Source organism: Pseudoalteromonas marina, assembly GCF_000238335.3.
Classification (GTDB): Bacteria; Pseudomonadota; Gammaproteobacteria; order Enterobacterales; family Alteromonadaceae; genus Pseudoalteromonas; species Pseudoalteromonas marina.
Map to the genome: position 1 here is coordinate 925,835 of NZ_AHCB03000005.1, position 19,050 is coordinate 944,884.

Below are 19,050 nucleotides of genomic sequence, written 5' to 3' on the forward strand. Positions count from 1 at the left end.
CTACTAACACAAATATAAAAACTGAATCAGGCTGTTGCTGTCAGGCAAAAGCTCAATCCTCTTCGTGTAAAAGTAAGGAGAATACGTTGGAGAAAGTATCACATAACCAACAGCTTATCATTGAAGGTGCTGGGTGTGCTAGCTGTGTAGGCAAAATTGAAGGGGCGTTGAAGGCAACTCTTGGAGTCGTCAGTGCGGAAATGAATTTTGCTGATAGGACAGTAACAGTTTATGGGACAGCTAAAACAAAAGAGTTGATCAAAGCTGTTGAGTCAGTGGGGTATAACGCGAAGCCAATTGATGATAGCTCAGCAACAGATGCGCTTGATGAGAAAGAGGCTGCGGATTTTGCATATTACAAAAAGCTAATGCGCGATACGTTTATTGCCCTTTCACTCGGCGTTCCTTTGATGATCTACAGCATTGTAGTTGGAGAAATGACGGTTGAAACAAACCTTGAACGAATTTCTTGGTTGGTTGTAGGCATTTTAACTTTTGGTGTTATGTATTTTTCAGGCAAGCATTTCTATGTAGGAGCATGGAAGAGCTTCAAAAATCATTCAGCCAATATGGACACCCTAATTGCTTTAGGAACAGGCACGGCTTGGTTGTATTCGATGGTTGTCGTGTTTGCACCTGACGCTGTTCCATTGATGGCACGGCATGTTTATTTTGAAGCTACCGCCATGATCATTGGCTTAATTGATTTAGGTTTAGCATTAGAAATCAAAGCCAGAGGTAAAACCTCTGAGGCCATTAAACGTCTTATCGGCTTGCAAGCCAAAACAGCAACCGTGGTTCGTGACAACAAAGAAGTTCAGATAGGTATTGAGCAGGTTTTATTTAACGATATTGTGAAGGTAAAACCGGGTGAAAAAATTCCCGTCGATGGCGTGGTATTGGAAGGACACACCTCTATTGATGAGTCCATGCTGACAGGCGAACCTATGCCTGCTGAAAAAGCTGAAGAAGATGAGGTTGTCGCAGGTACTTTGAACAAATCAGGCATGATTTTATTTAGAGCCACACGCGTTGGTAAAGACACGGCGCTTGCACAGATCATCAATATGGTGAAACGAGCACAAAATTCGAAACCGCCGATTGGCCGTTTGGCCGATGTTATTTCAGCTTTTTTCGTACCTGTCGTGATGATCACCTCTGTGTTAAGTGCGCTAGCATGGCTTAACTTTGGACCTGAGCCAGCCATTGCTTTTGCCATCGTTTCAGCAACTACTGTGCTTATTATTGCCTGCCCGTGTGCTTTAGGCTTGGCAACACCCATGTCTGTCATGGTGGGAGTAGGAAAAGCAGCAGAAGCCGGAGTGCTTATTCGCAACGGTGAGGCACTGCAAACCGCCTCTAAAATCACTGCCATGATTTTAGATAAAACGGGCACTATTACTGAAGGGGCACCTAAGGTAACCGATATTATTTTAGCAAAAGCTACTGACGAAAAAGACGTACTACAGCTTGCAGCAAGTTTAGAAAGCGGCTCAGAGCATCCTTTAGCGCAAGCGATTGTTGAAAGTGCGTTAGATCAGGATATTGAGTTACTAAAAATTGAAGCCTTTAACGCCATTACGGGTTTTGGTGTAGAAGCAAGCTGCAACAACAAAGCCCTGCTTTTCGGAAACGATAAACTAATGAAGTTAAAAGGCATAGACCTCACAGGCTTTGTTGAAAAAGCACAGTCTTTAGCCAAAGAAGCCAAAACACCTATGTACTTTGCTGTAGATGGTGAACTTGCAGCAATCATTGCTGTTGCAGATCCTATCAAGTCAGACTCAATCTCTGCTATCAAACGGCTTCAGGCTAATGGTATACGCGTCATCATGTTAACGGGTGATAACAAGGAAACCGCTGCCGCCGTAGCTAAAAAAGTGGGTATTAGTGAGTTTCTTGCTGAAGTGCTGCCAGAAGATAAAGCCAACAAGGTGAAAGAGCTACAAGAAGGCGGCGAAATTGTTGGTATGACAGGAGATGGCATCAACGATGCTCCTGCGCTAGCGTTAGCCGATGTTGGCTTCGCCATAGGCACAGGGACTGATGTAGCTATCGAAAGTGCTGACATTACCCTAATGCGTGGTTCACTTCATGGCCTTGCTGATGCCATAGCGGTAAGCAAAGCTACTTTACGAAATATCAAACAAAACTTGTTTGGCGCGTTTGTCTATAACGTAGCCGGGATTCCTTTTGCTGCGGGGGTTCTATATCCCTTCTTTGGCATTCTGCTTAGCCCTGTAATTGCAGGTGCTGCAATGGCGTTTTCGTCATTGACTGTAGTGTCAAATGCAAATCGACTTCGCTTTTTTAAAGCAAAAGAGCATTAAGGAGAATCACAATGATGGTTATTAACTTATTAGGCTTAATGTTAATCGCGCTGATTGTTTGGTGGTTTTGGCTATATAAACCCAATAAAACAATCGTTCAAGGTAATGAAGTACTCATTGAAGTGAGGGATGGTGTGTATTCCCCATCCTCAATTCAGGTGTCTGCTAGCCAACCTGTCACTCTGAAGTTTATGCGCAAAGATCAATCCCCCTGCGCTGAAACAATGCTTATTCCTTCATTGGATATAAGCGAACAGCTTAAATTAAATGAAATTACTCAAATTACCCTATTGAACTTATCACCGGGAGAGCATGAGTTTCACTGTCAGATGCAAATGTATCGCGGTGTCTTAAAAGTCGTTTAGGAGGGCAATATGAAAAATCAACACCCTAATTTTTGGTCAACACCTACAGGCTGGGCTGCACTGGCACTTATTGCCGCAGTGACCTACTTCTTAGTGCTTGAGCATGGTCAACATATGCTGCAATTTCTTCCCTACTTGATTTTATTGCTATGCCCCTTGATGCACGTATTTATGCATGGCAGTCATGGTAAACATGGTCACGATCATTCACATGCGCCTGATGAAAAAAAGGAAGAGAGCTTTCAAGAACTCACGGATAAAAATGCAGCCTATCGCGATGGCTACATACAAGGGTTAGAAAAGGCACGTAAGGAATCACATAAAAAGGAGAGCAGTGATGAATGAAACATATGATTATGACTTATGGTCAATGGTGATACTGAACTCAGCAATTTTTATCTTTTTTGCCTTTAGTTTTGTCAAACCAAAAACATCAACTGATTGGAGAAGTCTAAGCGCGTTCTCTGCCTTTATTGTTGCCCTATTTACTGAAATGTATGGCTTTCCTTTAACTATCTATTTTCTGTCGGGGTGGCTGACGGAGACCTATCCAGAAGTAAATTTCTTTGCGCATGAAAATGGGCATTTATTACATACTTTCTTTGGATTTCAAGGTGATGCCCATTGGGACCCATTTCATATAGTGAGTATGGTGTTAATTGTTGCAGGTTTCTTTATGTTGTCTTCAGCATGGAATGTATTGCATCACGCGCAAAAACATCATCAATTGGCTACAACTGGATGGTATGCAAGGTGTCGCCACCCACAGTATGTAGCTTTCATTCTAATCATGTTCGGCTTTTTATTGCAGTGGCCGACAATCCCAACACTTGCGATGTTTCCGATCTTAGTCGTTGTTTACGTCAAGCTAGCGAAACGCGAAGAAGCACAAGCGATTGCTGAGTTTGGTTCGGAGTACCACAGGTATATGGAATCGACACCAAGTTGGATCCCAAATTTTAATAAAAGTGTAGAAGGTAAAAATCATGAAAACGTTAACTAAATCAATTTTATTTATTAGTTCACTACTTATAACCACTAGCTCATTTGCCCAAAACAATGAGCATAAGCATGAAGGTGCGAACAAAGCTGATATGCATCAAGGCATGGCAATACCACATGAGAACATGGGAGAAATGCACAAAAAGATGATGGAAATGAAAAAGGAAGTCCATGCCATTAAAACTGAAAAAGATCCTGAAAAGCAACAGCAGATGATGGTTGAACATCACCGTTCAATGATGAAGATGATGCAATCCATGCACAAAAACATGGAAGAAATGCCAATGCATCAACAAATCAAGATGGCTGAACATCATTTAGAAATGATGGGGAACATGATGCCGCAGATGAACCGTAAAATGGAAGAAATGAAAGATAGCAATCAACAGCATTCACACAAACATTAGGAGAAAAATTATGAGCGATTTAAATCATAGAGTTGGCGTTAAAGAGCAAAATTTAGTTGTTCGAAACCTAAAGCTTAGCAATGTCACAGAAGAAAGCTGTGACGAGTTAGTAAAAGAAATAGATCAGCTTTTTGGTATAGATGAAGTTAGTTACAACATCAAAGAAGGTGAAATACACCTTGCCTATGATGCCGCAAACGTAAGCCTTGATGGGATTGAGGAGGTAATCCGTAAGTATGGCGCAGATGTTCATGATGATTGGTGGACACATACTAAAGAAAGTTACTATAAATTTGTTGATCAGAACATCAAAGATAACTCTGTTCATAAGCCTTGGAGTTGTCATCAAGCACCTTCGGGGGCTGGCCGGAAAAACAAATGAATTCATAAAAAAGTGTATAGATAATTAGTTAGTCAAATGAGGTAACAGTGATGAAAACACCCTATATAAAAGCTCTTTTATTGCTTACATTCGGTTTATATTTAGTGGGTTGTTCCAATACCACTTTTTATCATAAATACATGATGAGAGGTCAGGTAGTAGAAAGTTCTGATAATCGAACTCTAATCTGTATTGGTGCTAAGCATGGCGCAGAGGTTGGGCAAAAATACAGTGTTATTAGATTCCATGAAAGAATAGTATTGAGTGAAGGTGAAGATCCCTACACTATCGAAAAGGTAGGAACGGTACAAATTACTAAAATTGTGAATGATCATTTCGCAACTGTAAAGCTAGTGTCTGGTGACATTGCAGCGAAAGATATGGTGGAACTTGAAAACTAATAAAGTGGTGGCGAAAGCCACCACAAGAGCATAACAATAAAACTTAATGAAAAAACTTTAGTGTTATTTTGTACAACCTTTGAGATTGTTTGCTCAGTTCTGGTTATCTTGATGCCAGTACGACAGAAAAAATGTTACATATGAATTAGAAAGGTATGGGCTGGCATCCTAAATAGCTGTTCCAAATAGTAGATCACCCGAGGAAGGGAACTCAATGCGGTTTGCGCGATCAGATCAGTCGCCAAACATAACCAATCAACAACCGCATTGAGTATGAACAAAATAGCATTTTTATACGGCGCAGAAACCCGCCGCTTGAAGAAAATTGTACATAAAACCCGAGATAAAGACCTGTGCCGCCGGGCAAATGCGGTGTTATTGGTGCTAAAAGGTGAAACCAAGTCGCAAGTAGCCCGTGTTTTGCAAGCAGGCCGTTCATCAGTAAACCGGTGGGTAACCTGGTATGAAGCAGCAGGTATAGATGGCCTTAAAACCAAGGGTGCTGGGCGACCACCAAGTCAGCCCAAAGGCTTTATCTGCGGTGTTTTAAAACTGTTGGTGAACCATGTACCCAGGACACTGGGTTATCAGCGGTCGCGTTGGAGTAGTGAATTATTCGCACTGCTACTGCATAAGCTTTACCGTATCGTTATTCATAGCTCAACTCTCAGGCGGTGGTTGCCACAAGTCGGCATCGTCTGGCGTCGTGCGGCACCGACGCTGTATATCCAAGACCCAGATAAAGAAGCTAAGTTAGCAGCCATGCGGGAGGCACTTGAAAATTGCAGCGTGGACCATCCGGTGTTTTATCAGGATGAGGTGGATATCCACCTGAATCCGAAGATTGGTGCCGACTGGGGCTTTAAAGGTAAACAGCGTAAGGTAGCTACACCCGGCCAGAATAAGAAACACTATCTGGCGGGGGCACTGCACAGCCAGACAGGACAAATCAGTTATGTTGGTGGTGAGCGCAAGACCAGTGATTTGTTTATTGCGCTGTTGGAGCAACTGAAAGGGCAATACCGGCGAGCGAAAAGTATCACGCTAATTGTGGATAATTACATCATCCATAAGAGCAAAAAAACGCAGAAATGGCTGAATGAGAACCCAAAGTTCAAGCTCTTGTTTTTACCGGTATACAGCCCGTGGCACAACAAAATTGAAAAGCTATGGCATGCGTTGCATGAAACGATAACCCGTAACCATCAGTGTAAGAACATGGATGACTTACTGGAGCAGGTATACCACTTTATGGACACAGCGGCTCCGTTCCCAGGTGGCAAGCATGGCTTGAAGCAGGTGTATCACAATTAGGATCAGTTATTTAGTCAGCAGTAAATCCCTAGCATGGACTTGCATCTGGCACCAAACTCTACGCAGTTCTTTTCCATGTGCCGCGCAAAAACTTTAGCTCAAAACCGTTCAGTATTCGGTAATGCTGAAGTGAACGTTGATGTCCGCTATTCGCTCTTTGCCGAAGTTTGGCTAAGTGCCATGAGCAGTCATTCATGATTAACTCGTTTCTGCCCCAAAACGAGTTTAGTCGAGCGTCGCAAATGAGCGAATTTGAGACACTGATTTTATGTTTGAGTTGTATCAATATATCTACAAAACGGACATTAAGCCTCTTATTTCCCCATGTTCAGTTAACTTAAATACTCTAATTTGTGATTTAAAATTGATTTTTCACAAAAAGAATCTGAAAACTTAGAGGGAAAGCTAGAGCTTTAACGAAATAGCTTTTAAATAAATTAAGTGTAAATTCAGCTAAACTTAAGTTTAAGGCGATATTCTGAATAATATTTACTCAAAGGCATGCATCATTGAAAGTTTTAATTATCGAAGATTCAGTTTCACTTAGGCGTAGTTTAAGAGTTGGACTATCCAATCTTGGTTTCACTGTTGATGACACTGGCGATGGCTCTGAAGGCTTAAGCATGGCTTTGTCTGGTGATTATTCTTTATTAATTCTTGATTTAATGTTGCCCTCTGTCGATGGTACTTCAATATTAAAGGCAATTCGTCAGGCAGGAAAAGATATCCGTGTATTAATTTTGTCTGCGAAAGACCTTACTGAAGATAAAGTTGACGGTTTGCTCAACGGTGCTGATGACTACCTTACTAAACCTTTTTCGTTTGACGAGCTACATGTTCGATTACTTTGTCTTATGCGCAGGGGAACATTGAATGTAAATGACAGCAGTGTCAACATTGGCTCAATATCATTAGATTTGCATTTAAAACAATTAAAATGTGGTGGTACGGATGCTCAACTTACACCCAATGAATACAAAGTGGTTGAATGTTTGTTTACCAATCAAGGAAAAGTAATTTCTCCTGAAAAGCTTAGCGAATATCTTGCCGGGCAGTATGATGCGATTGCAAAAAATTCTTTAGAGGCTCACCTTTCTTCAGCTCGAAAAAAAGTTAAAGCTTTGGGCTACGAGCTTCCAATCAAAACTAAGCGTGGCTTTGGCTACTTCGTTGAGAGTCATTAGTGAACTCAATTCATAAAAAGCTAAGTCGCTATTTATCCATTTCGATTTCATTACTGTTGATCTGTATCTTATTGGCAACTGATATCAGTGTCGATACATGGATTAGTGATGAATTTGACCGGGCTATGATTAACAAGGTTGGGTTACTTGAAACATTAGTTGAAGAAGATGAAGAAGGCATAGAATTTGATTTTGCTGGGGAATTTATGCCGGAATTTGAAGGTAAAGAGAACCCAGAATATTACCAGTTTTGGTATAAAAACGAGGTGTTTGAGAGATCAGACACGCTAGAGTTTTTTGAAATAAAGGATCTGCCAAAACTAGATGTGCAACTAGACAAGTTTATTTTTCAGAACATCACTCTTCCAGATGGACGAGCGGGAAAAATGTTATTCACTAAATTTATTCCTCAAGTTGATTCTGATGATAGAGAGCGATTAGGTATAACTAAAGAAGAGTTCGCAAAAAATCAGCATCCAATGGAATTTGCTTATGCTCTTAGCACTGAAGAATTAAACTACATTCTATGGTTTGTAGATATCATTTTTATAGTTACATCAATACTTGCCGTCTTTGCTGTGCGAAAAATTGTTACTATTGTTGTATTTAATAGTTTAAAACCATTAGATGAATTCAATCGTCAACTAAGAAAGGTAAGTTTAAATTCTGATAACCTTGAGATTTCTGTCGGCACGCTACCACAAGAACTTGTTCCCATTGCTAACGGTGTTAACCAATTCATCAAAGATAACCACAGCCTGTATTTGCGTGAACAAAGGCTAACCTCTGATATAGCCCACGAATTAAAAACACCAATTGCCGAACTAATAAGTTTGAGCGAAGTTGCCATAAAATTTCCTCATGAAAAACAAATAACAGATAACCTTGCCAGCGATGTTCATGAAATATCATCTCGATTAAAAAATATTGTTAATAGCATCATACTTTTGCAAAAATGTAGCAGTTCCAACGAATTAGCAACAAGCAAAATTAACTTAACCGAACTAATTGGAAATATTCTCGCTAGAGAAAATTCAGAAGACAGAGAGATTAAATTTCATCTCGATGTCCCTTTATTGATAGTTGAGACCAACAAATTTGCATTAGAAACTGTGTTATCAAATTTGATTAATAACGCAATTTTTTACAGTCCAACTAATACAGCAATAGAGATAGCAACGTCAAAAACTGATGACAACAACGCTTTGATCAAAGTATCAAATATATGCAATGAAGACTGTCAGGAAGATGATTTGAAATTGTTCTTTGATCCTTTATGGCAAAAAGACGAATCAAGAACATCGACAGAGCGATTTGGTTTAGGTTTAGCGATAGTAAAATCCTACTGTGAAAAAATTGGAGCAACTGTTGCAGTAACGTTAGTTGAGAGGAAAATAACATTTACTGTATCGCTGTAATGAAAAAGAATTTTTTTTCTTCTTTACTATTTCTTTACCTGTTTGCTTCAAGTATTGCCTTTGCAACTGAAGTGGTCGTTGATGGCTCCCTGAATGATTCAGGTTGGCACAGCGCGAAGCGAAACACAGTTAATTACCAAGTTGTTCCACTAACGCTAACAAAGGTAGAGGATAACTTTTCTTATCAAGTGATAACAACAGACCACGGCATATACATAGGTGTTGTGGCAACGACTAAAGCACCATTAAGAGTAAGGACTCAAGAAAACGATACGCTTTTCACTAATGATCATATTCAACTAATGATAGATATGAATAATACCGAGCAAACAAGTTATGTATTTTCAGTTAATCATCAAGGATATTTTTATGATGGTATCTATAAGCAGAATAAAGAGTTAGATTTAGATTGGAGCAGTCTATGGAACTTCAAAACTAAACTATTTACCGATTCGTGGAGCGCTGAAATTTATATCCCTTGGACTGCTATGTCTTTTGCCATTCAAGAGCAGAATGAATTCGGCCTTTCTATTACGCGTTTTGATGAATCCACTAATGCTACATATTCATCAATTCCGGCAAACGCTTCAATGAATAGCTTTTTGACAAACTTCAGCAAACGAAAAGTTGAAATCAACAATCAGTCGAGCCTAGATGTTTTTCCATACATTTCGGCCAATCGAGACATTGCAAACAACAAAAACTCTACTGATATAGGGGCGGAGCTTTTTTGGAAACCTACTAAAAGCCAACAATTAAGTGCCACAATAAACCCGGACTTTGGTCAGGTCGAATCAGATGAGTTAGTCGTTAATTTTTCAGCCATAGAAAGCTTTTTCTCGGAAAAACGACCCTTTTTCAATGATAATCAAAGTTTATTTGAAGTTTCCGGGCCAGAGTCTCTAAGAGTAGTACATACGCCAAGAATTGGCGGGGAGTCATATTATGATGAAGACTATTCAGGTGAGTTGGATTCTGCAATTAAATACACAATAAGTAGTGAACAATTAGATTTTGGGCTTTTATCTGCATTTGAAAGTGCCGATAGCGGGAAATCTGGTAGAGATTTTTGGTTGTTAAGAGGCCAGTACCGTTTAGGAGCTAACAAATTTGGCGCTTCACTTAATAGGGTTAATACGCCCAGCATTGAGCGAAATGCAATTATTATTGAGTCTGATTTCAATTATGCATACTCAGATAGTGCTGAGCTAAATTTCGGTATAATCAGATCTGATATAGAACAAGGACCTGAAACAACGAGCGATTTCGGTTGGTGGCTAACAGGAAGTACAGAGCCATCCGAGCAGCATAACCATGAGTTTAGTCTTTTTTACTATGGAGAAGATTTACAGTTAAATGACATCGGCTATGTTAAACGAGTCAATCGAAAGCAATTTGAGTATGAATATCAATATATAATTCCAGATTTAGATAGCTGGTCAATAAGAGATGTCACATTTGCTTTTGAGACGGAAATAAAAACGAACCACCAAAATGAACAACTACCTCGTATTGTCGGTGCAAGTGTTGAATTGGTGACAAATACTGAATTTGAATATCAACTTTCTATGGAATTAGGTTCGTCTGGGTATGATGATTTACTAACACGAGGGAATAATTCAGTATGGCTACCATCCTTTTATTTAGCCGAACTTGAACTGAATTCTCCAGAATATGACTGGGGAAGCATTGGAGTGGCGCTTGAGATAGGAACTGAGGGACTGACTGGTAACTTTTACAACTCTGAAGTGAGCATTGAGCAGCAGATTAGCACTCAGTTACACCTTGGACTAACGATATCTCAATACAGCAGTGATAGTTGGCTTGAGTGGGATGAAGGTAATACCGTCGATGAGTTTAACTTCACTGAACAAGGCATTGAGTTAAATTTAGATTATCAAATTAGTGAAAGTCAGGAAGTACGCATCAAACTTGAGTCTGTTATCGGCAAAGCAAATCACTTAAATCAATACTTCGTTGACACACTGGGTGAGCTGATAGGCTCTAAAAACCAAGATGATTTTTCTTTTTCTGAAAGTGCTTTCCAGCTTCGCTACAAATATTCTTTAAGTAAATTAACCGCATTTTACCTCAGCTATAGTTTTGGTGGGGAATTTGAAGACGATCTCGCGAAGTTTGGAAAAAGAAACCTTTATAAACAATCAATAAATGCAAAAGATGCTCATAATCTATTTGCGAAAATTCGACTTCATTTTTGATTAAGGCAACATTCAATCAATCTTATTTAAAGTTTCAGTTTCTACTAAGCAAAACTTAAGTTTAAATTTTTAGCATAAAACCACCAACATTGAGGTGATTTTATGCCAGTAAAACTAACAATTGGTCAACAGTATACTAAAGCCAGTTTTCCTTATTGGAAGCTTATAAGCTTTATATGTTTAATGAGTGCCGTAATGGTAAGTATGGCAATGAATAAAGACGCCTATATCGCCAGCCAAAAAGATATCTTTTCTATCAGTAATAACGCTCTGCAAATACTACCCAGTGAAATTTGGCACAATATTACGTACTTGGGAGATGCTCTGATTTTAATTCCGCTGCTTTCCTTCATTTGCCTTATAAATACGAGAATGTGGGCAGCTATGTTCGGAGCTGTGCCATTAGCTTTCTCACTTAGTTATTTAGGTAAAAATTTTTTTGCCATTCCAAGACCTGCTGCCGTTCTAGAACATCAGCAATTTACTATTATTGGTGAAACCCTGACTGCTTATACAAGTTTTCCATCGGGTCATACGATTACGATTTTTACAGCAATCTCTGCAATGGTATTTGTTCTTTTAAGAGAAGTTAAAATCAGCGAGCAAGGTAAAACGTATTGGATATATATATCGCTAATGGTCGCAACAGTAGTCGCCATTTCTAGAGTAGCCGTGGGTGCTCATTGGCCCGTAGATTTAGCATTTGGAGCAATACTAGGCACTGTTTCAGGGTTAAGTGGCGAATATTTATCAAGACATTATTCAAAATGGTGGAACTGGACAAAAGTAAAGCCAGCTCTTTTAGGGTATTTTATTCTTGGTTTTTGCTTCATCCTTTTTGTATTTACAATCAGTGTAAAACTTCCTGAACTAACTATAATTTGGATAGCAATTTCGGTCAGCGCTATTGTTGGTACATACATCGCATTAAAATCAATATTACAAAATGAACACTAAAGCCCTTTCTAATATTTTAATTTTGAAGGCAAGCAGTTTCACTTTTTGGGTGAGCATTGTAATGACGTTTGCTTACAATTTGGTGCTGCTAGAGTATGTTAATCAAAACACCAATGTATGGAGCACTAGCGGACTTGGAATATTGCTATCAACTGTTGTTATAGTATTTATCTTTTCATACACCATATTTTCATTGCTAGCCCTGACTTCACCAAAAATTCTGAAGCTCTTTCTCGTAACAATTACGATAATAAATGCTTTCGCCATATATTACATGAGCAACTATCAAGTGGTGCTAGATAGAACCATGATGGGAAATATATTTAATACCCGCTATTCTGAATCTATTGAACTACTCTCTGTAAGCTTGATTTTCCCAACAATAGTATTGGGTTTAATTCCAGCTTGTTTTGTAGCCTTAATTCAAATTAAACAAGTTGATAGAGTAAAAATATTAAGTAACGCGTCAATTGCATTAATATTCGCTTTTGCATTCTTGTATACGAACTCTACAAGTTGGCTTTGGATTGATAAGCATGCAAGTGTATTAGGCGGAAAGATTTTACCTTGGTCATACATAATAAATTCAGGTAGATATTACTCATCTATAAATAGAACAACTGACGGACAGAAAGCGTTGCCTGATGGCAATTTTCCGGATAACAATAAAACAGTCTTTGTATTGGTCATTGGTGAAACGGCTCGTGCTGCCAATTTCTCATTATACGGCTATTCCAAATTAACTAACCCAAAGCTCACTGAACAGTCTAATCTACTGGTGCTAAACAATACAAAATCCTGCACTACCTATACTACAGGCTCTCTAGCATGTATTTTAGCGCCTAGTGATCAATACTTAGACTATGAAGCACTGCCTACTTATTTAACTCGACATGGCGTTGATGTGCAGTGGCGAACCAATAACTGGGGTGAACCACCAATTAAAGTTACAAGTTATGTTGAGGCTAGTGAATTACGAGCTGACTGTGTGGGAGAAGGCTGTAAGTTAGATGAAGTGCTACTAACTAACTTAATCAATACAATTGAATCCTCTGATAAACAAAAAGTCTTTGTTGTTTTGCATACTAAAGGGAGTCATGGACCAAGCTACTATTCACGATACACAAAAGACTTTAACCAATTCACACCTGTTTGCAACGATGAAGAAATTAGCAAATGTAGCCCGGATGAGTTGATTAATGCCTACGACAATACCCTGCTGTATACCGATCATTTTTTGACGACACTTATAACGGAGTTACAAACATTAGCGAATACTTCATCAGCTATGATGTACATTTCTGATCATGGTGAGTCACTTGGTGAGCATGGACTTTACTTGCATGGCACACCATATTCATTTGCACCTGATTATCAAAAAGACATCCCTTTTTTATTTTGGGCATCTGATACTTTTTTAGATTCAAAAGGTTTAAAGCTGGAAGATCTAACTCAAGCTGAAAGCCATAATCAGTTTAACGTCTTTCATACTGTTTTAGGTGTGTTTAGCTTTGAATCATCAATATATGATAGTACGCTTGATGTATTGCATAACTCTGGTGAACATTAAAAATTATGTTGCTCTACAACAGCGTTATTAAAATTATTATATTGGTAATGCTTTATTTTGCATTGCCATTAACTGCTGCCCCTCTTATTAATAATGGTTCTGAAGAAGCATCTGGATTGAATTTATATACTGCGAAATACAGTGTATTACGAGGCAAGAAAAAATATGGTCGAGCCACAAGAACACTAAATAAAAATAACGCTTCTTATTCGCTATCATTCAATAGTAGCGCATCAATTTTTTTCTATAGCATAGATACGAGTGAAACAAGTACTTTTCTATGGCAGAGCAATAAAGTAGCGTTACTGAGCTATGAGGGGAAAGATTCGAGAACCTTTAAAAAAGATAAACATTTACAGTTAAAATTTGATCATAATAACCAAACTTTAATAACTAAAAATAATGGCGATATTAGTGAACACAAATTAACGGATGGCGTGTTAGACCCACTATTTGTGTTTGAAAAGTTAAGACTTGACGCACTGGAAAACGATGGGTTTTCTAATGTAAAACAATTGCATTACACCGTATATGATACAAGTGGCTTCAAAGAATATAACTTCCTGAATGGTGGACGAGTTACTATTGACACACCTCTTGGGGAACTTAATTGCATAAAATTAAGCAGGATTAGAAAAAACAGCACGAGAAAAACATATATTTGGCTGGCAATTGATAACGACTATATTCCTGTAAAGCTTTTACAAGAACACAAGGAAGAAGAAGTCGCGACATTACTAATAAGTTCTATTGATAAGCATTAAGAGTAATAGCTGCATAAACTCCTTACTAATCAAAGATAAAAAGCTACATTTATAACTTCTAGTTAACTTCATTAACTAATTATAGAAACTCAATAATAGGAAAGTTCCTTAAAGCAAAAATTGCAAAACTTTGCCAATTATCAGTTTAAGCTAAGCAAATCTTAAGTTAACAAAATTACCATAAAGTCATACTCAGAAGAGGTGTATTTATGAAAAAGCATTTTGTTATCAGCCTATTTGCAACATCGCTAATTTGGTTAACTTGTAGAGTACAAGCAGCAGATGCAACTGACGATAATTGTAATCAAAAAGATAAAATAGAATTAAAGACTAACGATATTTTTAATCTAGAAGACCCCGACACCATTTTTCTCCATCGCTGGGCTAACTTTTTTCATATCAAAACCAAAAATAAAACGCTTTACAATGAAGCTGCATTTTTCATCAAAAAGTGCGATGTAAGCCAAGCAGATCTTGAAGAACTGGAACGCCACCTCAGAGGTAAAAAATACATAAGAGATGCACGAGTATCTCGAAACGAGAACTCTGACAAAATCACAGTTGAAACATGGGATAACTGGTCACTAATGCCAACAGTAGATTTTGGCCGTAAGGGGGGAAAGAATAAATACGCTATTGGCATCAAAGACAGGAATTTCTTAGGCTTGGGTATAGACGCTGAGCTTGAATCGTTTACCAATGATCAACGCAGTGGGTATAAATTTAAAACACACTTTCCCTTATTTCTTAATAATAATATTAACGCGCAAGTTAACCTAACCAACAGCGACGATGGCACATCTGAATCAGTATTCATAAAGAAGGGCTTTGTAAGTTTTGATACCAACAATGCATTTAATGTTGGCTTTGATAACTTTAAGCAAGTAGATACTCAATACAAACTTGGCAAAACTTACAACAAATTTGAACACATTCAACGTTACTCAACAGCTAGCTGGCAATGGCTTAAAAATGACTCCAAGGAAGATACATTAAGATTTGGTATTGGCTTTACCAATGAGCAGCATGAATTTTCAGTAATTAATGAGATACAAAATCCCGAACTAATTTCTGTAGCACCTTCAAATAGAGGGTTTATGTACCCTTATCTTAGTGTTGAGTATTTGCAAAAAGACTTCAGAAAACTTTCTAACCTCAACCTGATAAATCATATAGAAGACTTCAATCTGGGGTGGAATTTAACAACTCAGGTTGGCACTGATATCGGAAATACAGATACCTCACCAACATTACTTTGGCGATCCAGTTTAACAAAGGGCATAGAAATATTTGATGATGCTTTTTGGTTTATTACTGCAACCTTAGATGGGGAAATTTACAGTGATTCCGACAATTCAAATAGAACTGTATTAAGCCTCAATAATGAATACTTTCATAAAATAAATGATAGCTGGGGTGCTTATTTAAAAAACAGCAGTCAATTTAGTGAAAATCAATTTCAAGACAGCCCTATTGTATTAGGTGGTGAAACTGGCTTACGGGGTTACCCATTACAATACAGACATGGCGATCATAGCACTCAATTTACGGCTGAAGCTCGTTATTATCCTCACATCAATATCTATAAATTAGTTGAGTTAGGCGGAGCTATTTTCGTCGATACAGGCAGAGTTTTTGGTAGTTCAGATAATACCAACGACCAAGCTTCGTGGATGACTTCCGTAGGCATAGGCGCTCGATTTTATTCGACGCAAACCAGCGAAGCTCGCGTAATACATTTAGATATCATCAAGCCAATGACCTCAGATCAAAACGTCAATGGTATCGAATTTCGTATCACTACAAAGCATTCATTTTAAGGTGTAATAATGAACAAAGCTTTAGTTTTTCTAAAAAATATCACACTTACCACCAATCAGTTAGTAATGGTCACTTGTGCATATGTAACATTGGTGTTGAACGCTCCGTTTATTTTAAAAACGTCTTCTGCAATATTAGCACTTAGTGAGTATAATATTTTCTTCTTACTATCTGTCCCAATATTCCTCCTGTCATTATCGGTCATATTTCAATGCTTCTTTGCATTTCGTTGGATAACTAAACCTATACTAATACTACTAGTACTAACATCTTCCCTTGTTTTTTATAGCACAGTGACCTACGGCATTGTTTTTGACTATGGGATGATACAAAACACATTTGAAACTGACAAAGCCGAAGCACTTTCATATGTTAACTTTTCTGCTTGTGTATTTTTTGTTGTCTTAGGTATTCTGCCATCAATACTGATTGCGAAAGTAAAGCTCACATATTCATCCTTCATGGGAGAGTTGCTATCCAGAGCTAAGTTAATCACAGGTAGTTTTGCCACCATTTTTTTAATAGCAATCGTTTTTTATTCTAGCTATGCATCAATTGGAAGAAATAACCGTGATTTGATCGGCTATTTAACTCCCTATGCGTTAATTGATTCTACGGTGAAATATGCAAACAGAAATTATCTCTATCCGCCTTTAAAGTTTACTTTACTAGATACTTCGCCAACTATTTCTAGTGCGAATAACACTAAAAGCATTACCGTTTTGGTGCTTGGAGAAACAGCTCGCACCCAAAACTTTTCTCTAAATGGTTATGACAAACCTACCAATAGCCAAACCAAAGACTTAGGCGTTGTTTCTTTTAAAGATGTTACCTCATGTGGCACAGCAACAGCGGTATCTGTTCCCTGTATGTTTTCTAGATTAAACAAAGAAGACTATGAAAAACGAGTGGCTACAGCTCAACAGAATGCCATCGATTTAATTCATTTGGCTGGGGCCGAAGTCTTTTGGATTAGTAACAATAATGGTAGCTGTAAGGGGGTTTGTGCTCGTGTCAAAACTGAGCAAATTTCAACAAATAGTAATAAGGCATTATGCGATGGTGAATATTGCTTTGATGAGGTGTTGGTTGAAGCATTAAGAAATAAACTTCATTCATTGAAAAGCGACAATACACTAATAGTACTTCATATGATCGGCTCTCATGGACCAACTTACTACCGACGCTACCCCAAAGATAAACGAGTATTTTCTCCTGACTGTCAACGTAGTGATATCCAAAATTGTAGTCAAGAGGAACTGGTTAATACCTACAACAACACTATTGCTTATACTGATTTAGTCTTGTCAGAAATCATCACAGAACTTGCAGCATTGAGCAATGAGAACAATATCAAAACATCAATGATTTATGTTTCTGATCACGGTGAATCTTTGGGCGAAAGTGGCGTGTATTTACATGGTTTACCTTACGCATTTGCACCAGAAGAACAAACAAAAGTGCCATTGATTTATTGGGGGGATAAATTACATCACAAAGCCAAGTTAGATTGTTTAAATAAAATTAGTGAACAGCCTATATCTCATGACAACGTATTCGATATTTTACTTGCTGAAATGCAAGTAAAGTCAAAAGTTTATCAACCTAAAAACAACCCTTTTAATCATTGTACTAATGGTGTTTCCGTAGCAAATGCAAAGTCACCAACAATTTCTCAAGGAGTAAACTAATCCGTGTTTGATAGTGAAAACAAGCCTAAAGGTTTTAATCGAGTTTATCTCGCAACATTAAATTCAACTAGAGCGTTCAAATGGCTCCTAAGGAATGAAGCCGCATTCAGACAAGAGTTACTGTTGCTCATATTGTCGATCCCCGTAACTTTCTTGTTCAATATTACACTGAAAGAGCAACTCATACTTATCATTGCGGTACTGTTCATTATGTTTACCGAGATAGTAAATACTGCAATAGAGGCAGTCGTTGACCGTATTGGTTTCGAAATACACCCACTGTCAGGTTTAGCGAAAGATTTAGGGTCTGCCGCAGTATTAGTGAGTATAGTGATTGCTATATGTATTTGGTTGGTAGTTCTTTTTTAATGACATACTCACATAGAGGAATTTTATATGAATAAACAATTTAACGATGCTCTGATAAAAGTACCTCAATTAACAATAGGGTTTTGGATAATAAAAATACTCGCGACTACGTTAGGTGAAACAGGTGGTGATGCTGTTTCAATGTCAATGAATTTGGGCTATTTAGTTGGAACTGTAATCTTTATGTCCTTTTTTATTGCTGCTGTTATTATGCAAGTAAAATCTACAAAATTTAGCCCGTTTATTTATTGGATCACTATTATTGCATCAACGACAGTGGGGACAACACTTGCTGATTTTGCCGATAGATCGTTGGGAATTGGGTATTTAGGAGGTTCAACTCTATTAGCTACTCTCTTAATTATTACATTAGCTATTTGGTATAGAACAATTGGAAGTATCAGTGTTTCTTCTATTGACAACCCTAAAGCTGAATCGTTTTACTGGTTAACCATTATGTTTTCTCAAACACTTGGGACTGCACTGGGAGACTGGACTGCTGATACTGCTGGATTGGGTTATATTGGAGCTGCATATATTTTCAGTACAGGCTTAGGAATTGTATTAACCCTATATATGTTCACTAAAGTATCTAGAACAATGTTATTTTGGCTTGCATTTGTTTTGACTCGTCCCTTAGGCGCGGTTGTTGGTGACTTTTTAGACAAGCCTGTTGCGCACGGTGGTTTGGAATTGAGTAGATATTCAGCTACCGCGACACTACTGTTTGTAATAGTAGTTTTGATCATACTTCTACCTCAACGACCTGCTTTAAAACAACATTAATGTCTAATTATCAGTTTTAATTAAGCAATTCTTAAGTTTAACCTAATACAGTAAACATCGTGTTATTCAC

Annotated in this window: 18 protein-coding genes; all 18 read left to right on the top strand. The window is 38.0% G+C overall.

The annotated features are described in order from the left end of the window. Positions 1 to 86 precede the first annotated feature (86 nt). The 18 genes from PMAN_RS04415 to PMAN_RS04500 all read left to right on the top strand — a co-directional run bounded on the left by PMAN_RS04415 (position 87) and on the right by PMAN_RS04500 (position 18,980). Positions 87 to 2,330 (top strand): heavy metal translocating P-type ATPase, encoded by a 2,244-nt coding sequence (locus PMAN_RS04415; protein ID WP_010558025.1) that lies wholly within the window; start codon positions 87 to 89, stop codon positions 2,328 to 2,330. Between the two features lie 11 nt (positions 2,331 to 2,341). Next, positions 2,342 to 2,695 carry a cupredoxin domain-containing protein gene (locus PMAN_RS04420; protein WP_004589267.1) on the top strand — a complete coding sequence of 118 codons (354 nt, stop codon included), beginning with the start codon at positions 2,342 to 2,344 and terminating at the stop codon, positions 2,693 to 2,695. 9 nt (positions 2,696 to 2,704) lie between these two features. Beyond that, a complete protein-coding gene (locus PMAN_RS04425) occupies positions 2,705 to 3,040 on the top strand; it encodes a DUF2933 domain-containing protein (RefSeq protein ID WP_008467859.1) in 336 nt (111 codons plus the stop codon). Then, positions 3,033 to 3,698, top strand: coding sequence for a methyltransferase family protein (locus tag PMAN_RS04430; protein WP_010558024.1), 666 nt, complete (start codon positions 3,033 to 3,035; stop codon positions 3,696 to 3,698). The genes PMAN_RS04425 and PMAN_RS04430 overlap by 8 nt, the downstream gene beginning before the upstream one ends. After that, positions 3,682 to 4,104 (top strand): hypothetical protein, encoded by a 423-nt coding sequence (locus tag PMAN_RS04435; protein ID WP_008467863.1) that lies wholly within the window; start codon positions 3,682 to 3,684, stop codon positions 4,102 to 4,104. Before PMAN_RS04430 ends, PMAN_RS04435 begins: the two co-directional genes overlap by 17 nt. Before the next feature lie 10 nt (positions 4,105 to 4,114). Further along, complete coding sequence (locus PMAN_RS04440) at positions 4,115 to 4,486, top strand: hypothetical protein (RefSeq protein WP_008467865.1); 372 nt, start codon at positions 4,115 to 4,117, stop codon at positions 4,484 to 4,486. Between the two features lie 50 nt (positions 4,487 to 4,536). Further along, positions 4,537 to 4,887, top strand: a complete 351-nt coding sequence (locus PMAN_RS04445) for a hypothetical protein (RefSeq protein WP_004589646.1) — start codon at positions 4,537 to 4,539, stop codon at positions 4,885 to 4,887. Between the two features lie 273 nt (positions 4,888 to 5,160). Then, positions 5,161 to 6,201 (top strand): IS630 family transposase, encoded by a 1,041-nt coding sequence (locus tag PMAN_RS04450; RefSeq protein WP_010558023.1) that lies wholly within the window; start codon positions 5,161 to 5,163, stop codon positions 6,199 to 6,201. 509 nt (positions 6,202 to 6,710) lie between these two features. Then, positions 6,711 to 7,385 (top strand): response regulator transcription factor, encoded by a 675-nt coding sequence (locus PMAN_RS04455; protein WP_010558022.1) that lies wholly within the window; start codon positions 6,711 to 6,713, stop codon positions 7,383 to 7,385. Beyond that, positions 7,385 to 8,803, top strand: a complete 1,419-nt coding sequence (locus tag PMAN_RS04460) for a sensor histidine kinase (protein WP_010558021.1) — start codon at positions 7,385 to 7,387, stop codon at positions 8,801 to 8,803. The genes PMAN_RS04455 and PMAN_RS04460 overlap by 1 nt, the downstream gene beginning before the upstream one ends. Then, positions 8,803 to 11,022 (top strand): DUF5916 domain-containing protein, encoded by a 2,220-nt coding sequence (locus tag PMAN_RS04465; RefSeq protein ID WP_010558020.1) that lies wholly within the window; start codon positions 8,803 to 8,805, stop codon positions 11,020 to 11,022. Before PMAN_RS04460 ends, PMAN_RS04465 begins: the two co-directional genes overlap by 1 nt. Positions 11,023 to 11,124: 102 nt before the next feature. Continuing rightward, the gene (locus tag PMAN_RS04470) at positions 11,125 to 11,979 is read left to right on the top strand and encodes a phosphatase PAP2 family protein (RefSeq protein WP_010558019.1); all 855 of its coding nucleotides are present in this window, start codon (positions 11,125 to 11,127) and stop codon (positions 11,977 to 11,979) included. Further along, complete coding sequence (gene eptA, locus PMAN_RS04475) at positions 11,969 to 13,549, top strand: phosphoethanolamine--lipid A transferase EptA (protein ID WP_033035414.1); 1,581 nt, start codon at positions 11,969 to 11,971, stop codon at positions 13,547 to 13,549. Before PMAN_RS04470 ends, eptA begins: the two co-directional genes overlap by 11 nt. A 5-nt stretch (positions 13,550 to 13,554) precedes the next feature. Next, positions 13,555 to 14,313, top strand: coding sequence for a DUF3108 domain-containing protein (locus PMAN_RS04480; protein ID WP_010558017.1), 759 nt, complete (start codon positions 13,555 to 13,557; stop codon positions 14,311 to 14,313). 209 nt (positions 14,314 to 14,522) lie between these two features. After that, positions 14,523 to 16,133, top strand: a complete 1,611-nt coding sequence (locus PMAN_RS04485) for a hypothetical protein (RefSeq protein WP_010558016.1) — start codon at positions 14,523 to 14,525, stop codon at positions 16,131 to 16,133. A 9-nt stretch (positions 16,134 to 16,142) separates the two neighbouring features. After that, entirely contained in the window at positions 16,143 to 17,825 is a 1,683-nt protein-coding gene (locus tag PMAN_RS04490; RefSeq protein WP_033035416.1) for a phosphoethanolamine transferase, read from the top strand. Between the two features lie 3 nt (positions 17,826 to 17,828). Further along, complete coding sequence (locus tag PMAN_RS04495) at positions 17,829 to 18,194, top strand: diacylglycerol kinase (RefSeq protein ID WP_010558014.1); 366 nt, start codon at positions 17,829 to 17,831, stop codon at positions 18,192 to 18,194. A 27-nt stretch (positions 18,195 to 18,221) separates the two neighbouring features. Then, positions 18,222 to 18,980 carry a COG4705 family protein gene (locus tag PMAN_RS04500; RefSeq protein ID WP_010558013.1) on the top strand — a complete coding sequence of 253 codons (759 nt, stop codon included), beginning with the start codon at positions 18,222 to 18,224 and terminating at the stop codon, positions 18,978 to 18,980. Positions 18,981 to 19,050: the final 70 nt, after the last annotated feature.

What these genes read in the sequence shown, in the direction of transcription:
- PMAN_RS04420 (WP_004589267.1), top strand. Translation starts at nt 2,342, where the DNA reads ATGATGGTTATTAACTTATTAGGCTTAATGTTAATCGCGCTGATTGTT.
- PMAN_RS04425 (WP_008467859.1), top strand. Translation starts at nt 2,705, where the DNA reads ATGAAAAATCAACACCCTAATTTTTGGTCAACACCTACAGGCTGGGCT.
- PMAN_RS04430 (WP_010558024.1), top strand. Translation starts at nt 3,033, where the DNA reads ATGAATGAAACATATGATTATGACTTATGGTCAATGGTGATACTGAAC.
- PMAN_RS04435 (WP_008467863.1), top strand. Translation starts at nt 3,682, where the DNA reads ATGAAAACGTTAACTAAATCAATTTTATTTATTAGTTCACTACTTATA.
- PMAN_RS04440 (WP_008467865.1), top strand. Translation starts at nt 4,115, where the DNA reads ATGAGCGATTTAAATCATAGAGTTGGCGTTAAAGAGCAAAATTTAGTT.
- PMAN_RS04445 (WP_004589646.1), top strand. Translation starts at nt 4,537, where the DNA reads ATGAAAACACCCTATATAAAAGCTCTTTTATTGCTTACATTCGGTTTA.
- PMAN_RS04450 (WP_010558023.1), top strand. Translation starts at nt 5,161, where the DNA reads ATGAACAAAATAGCATTTTTATACGGCGCAGAAACCCGCCGCTTGAAG.
- PMAN_RS04465 (WP_010558020.1), top strand. Translation starts at nt 8,803, where the DNA reads ATGAAAAAGAATTTTTTTTCTTCTTTACTATTTCTTTACCTGTTTGCT.
- PMAN_RS04470 (WP_010558019.1), top strand. Translation starts at nt 11,125, where the DNA reads ATGCCAGTAAAACTAACAATTGGTCAACAGTATACTAAAGCCAGTTTT.
- eptA (WP_033035414.1), top strand. Translation starts at nt 11,969, where the DNA reads ATGAACACTAAAGCCCTTTCTAATATTTTAATTTTGAAGGCAAGCAGT.
- PMAN_RS04480 (WP_010558017.1), top strand. Translation starts at nt 13,555, where the DNA reads ATGTTGCTCTACAACAGCGTTATTAAAATTATTATATTGGTAATGCTT.
- PMAN_RS04485 (WP_010558016.1), top strand. Translation starts at nt 14,523, where the DNA reads ATGAAAAAGCATTTTGTTATCAGCCTATTTGCAACATCGCTAATTTGG.
- PMAN_RS04490 (WP_033035416.1), top strand. Translation starts at nt 16,143, where the DNA reads ATGAACAAAGCTTTAGTTTTTCTAAAAAATATCACACTTACCACCAAT.
- PMAN_RS04500 (WP_010558013.1), top strand. Translation starts at nt 18,222, where the DNA reads ATGAATAAACAATTTAACGATGCTCTGATAAAAGTACCTCAATTAACA.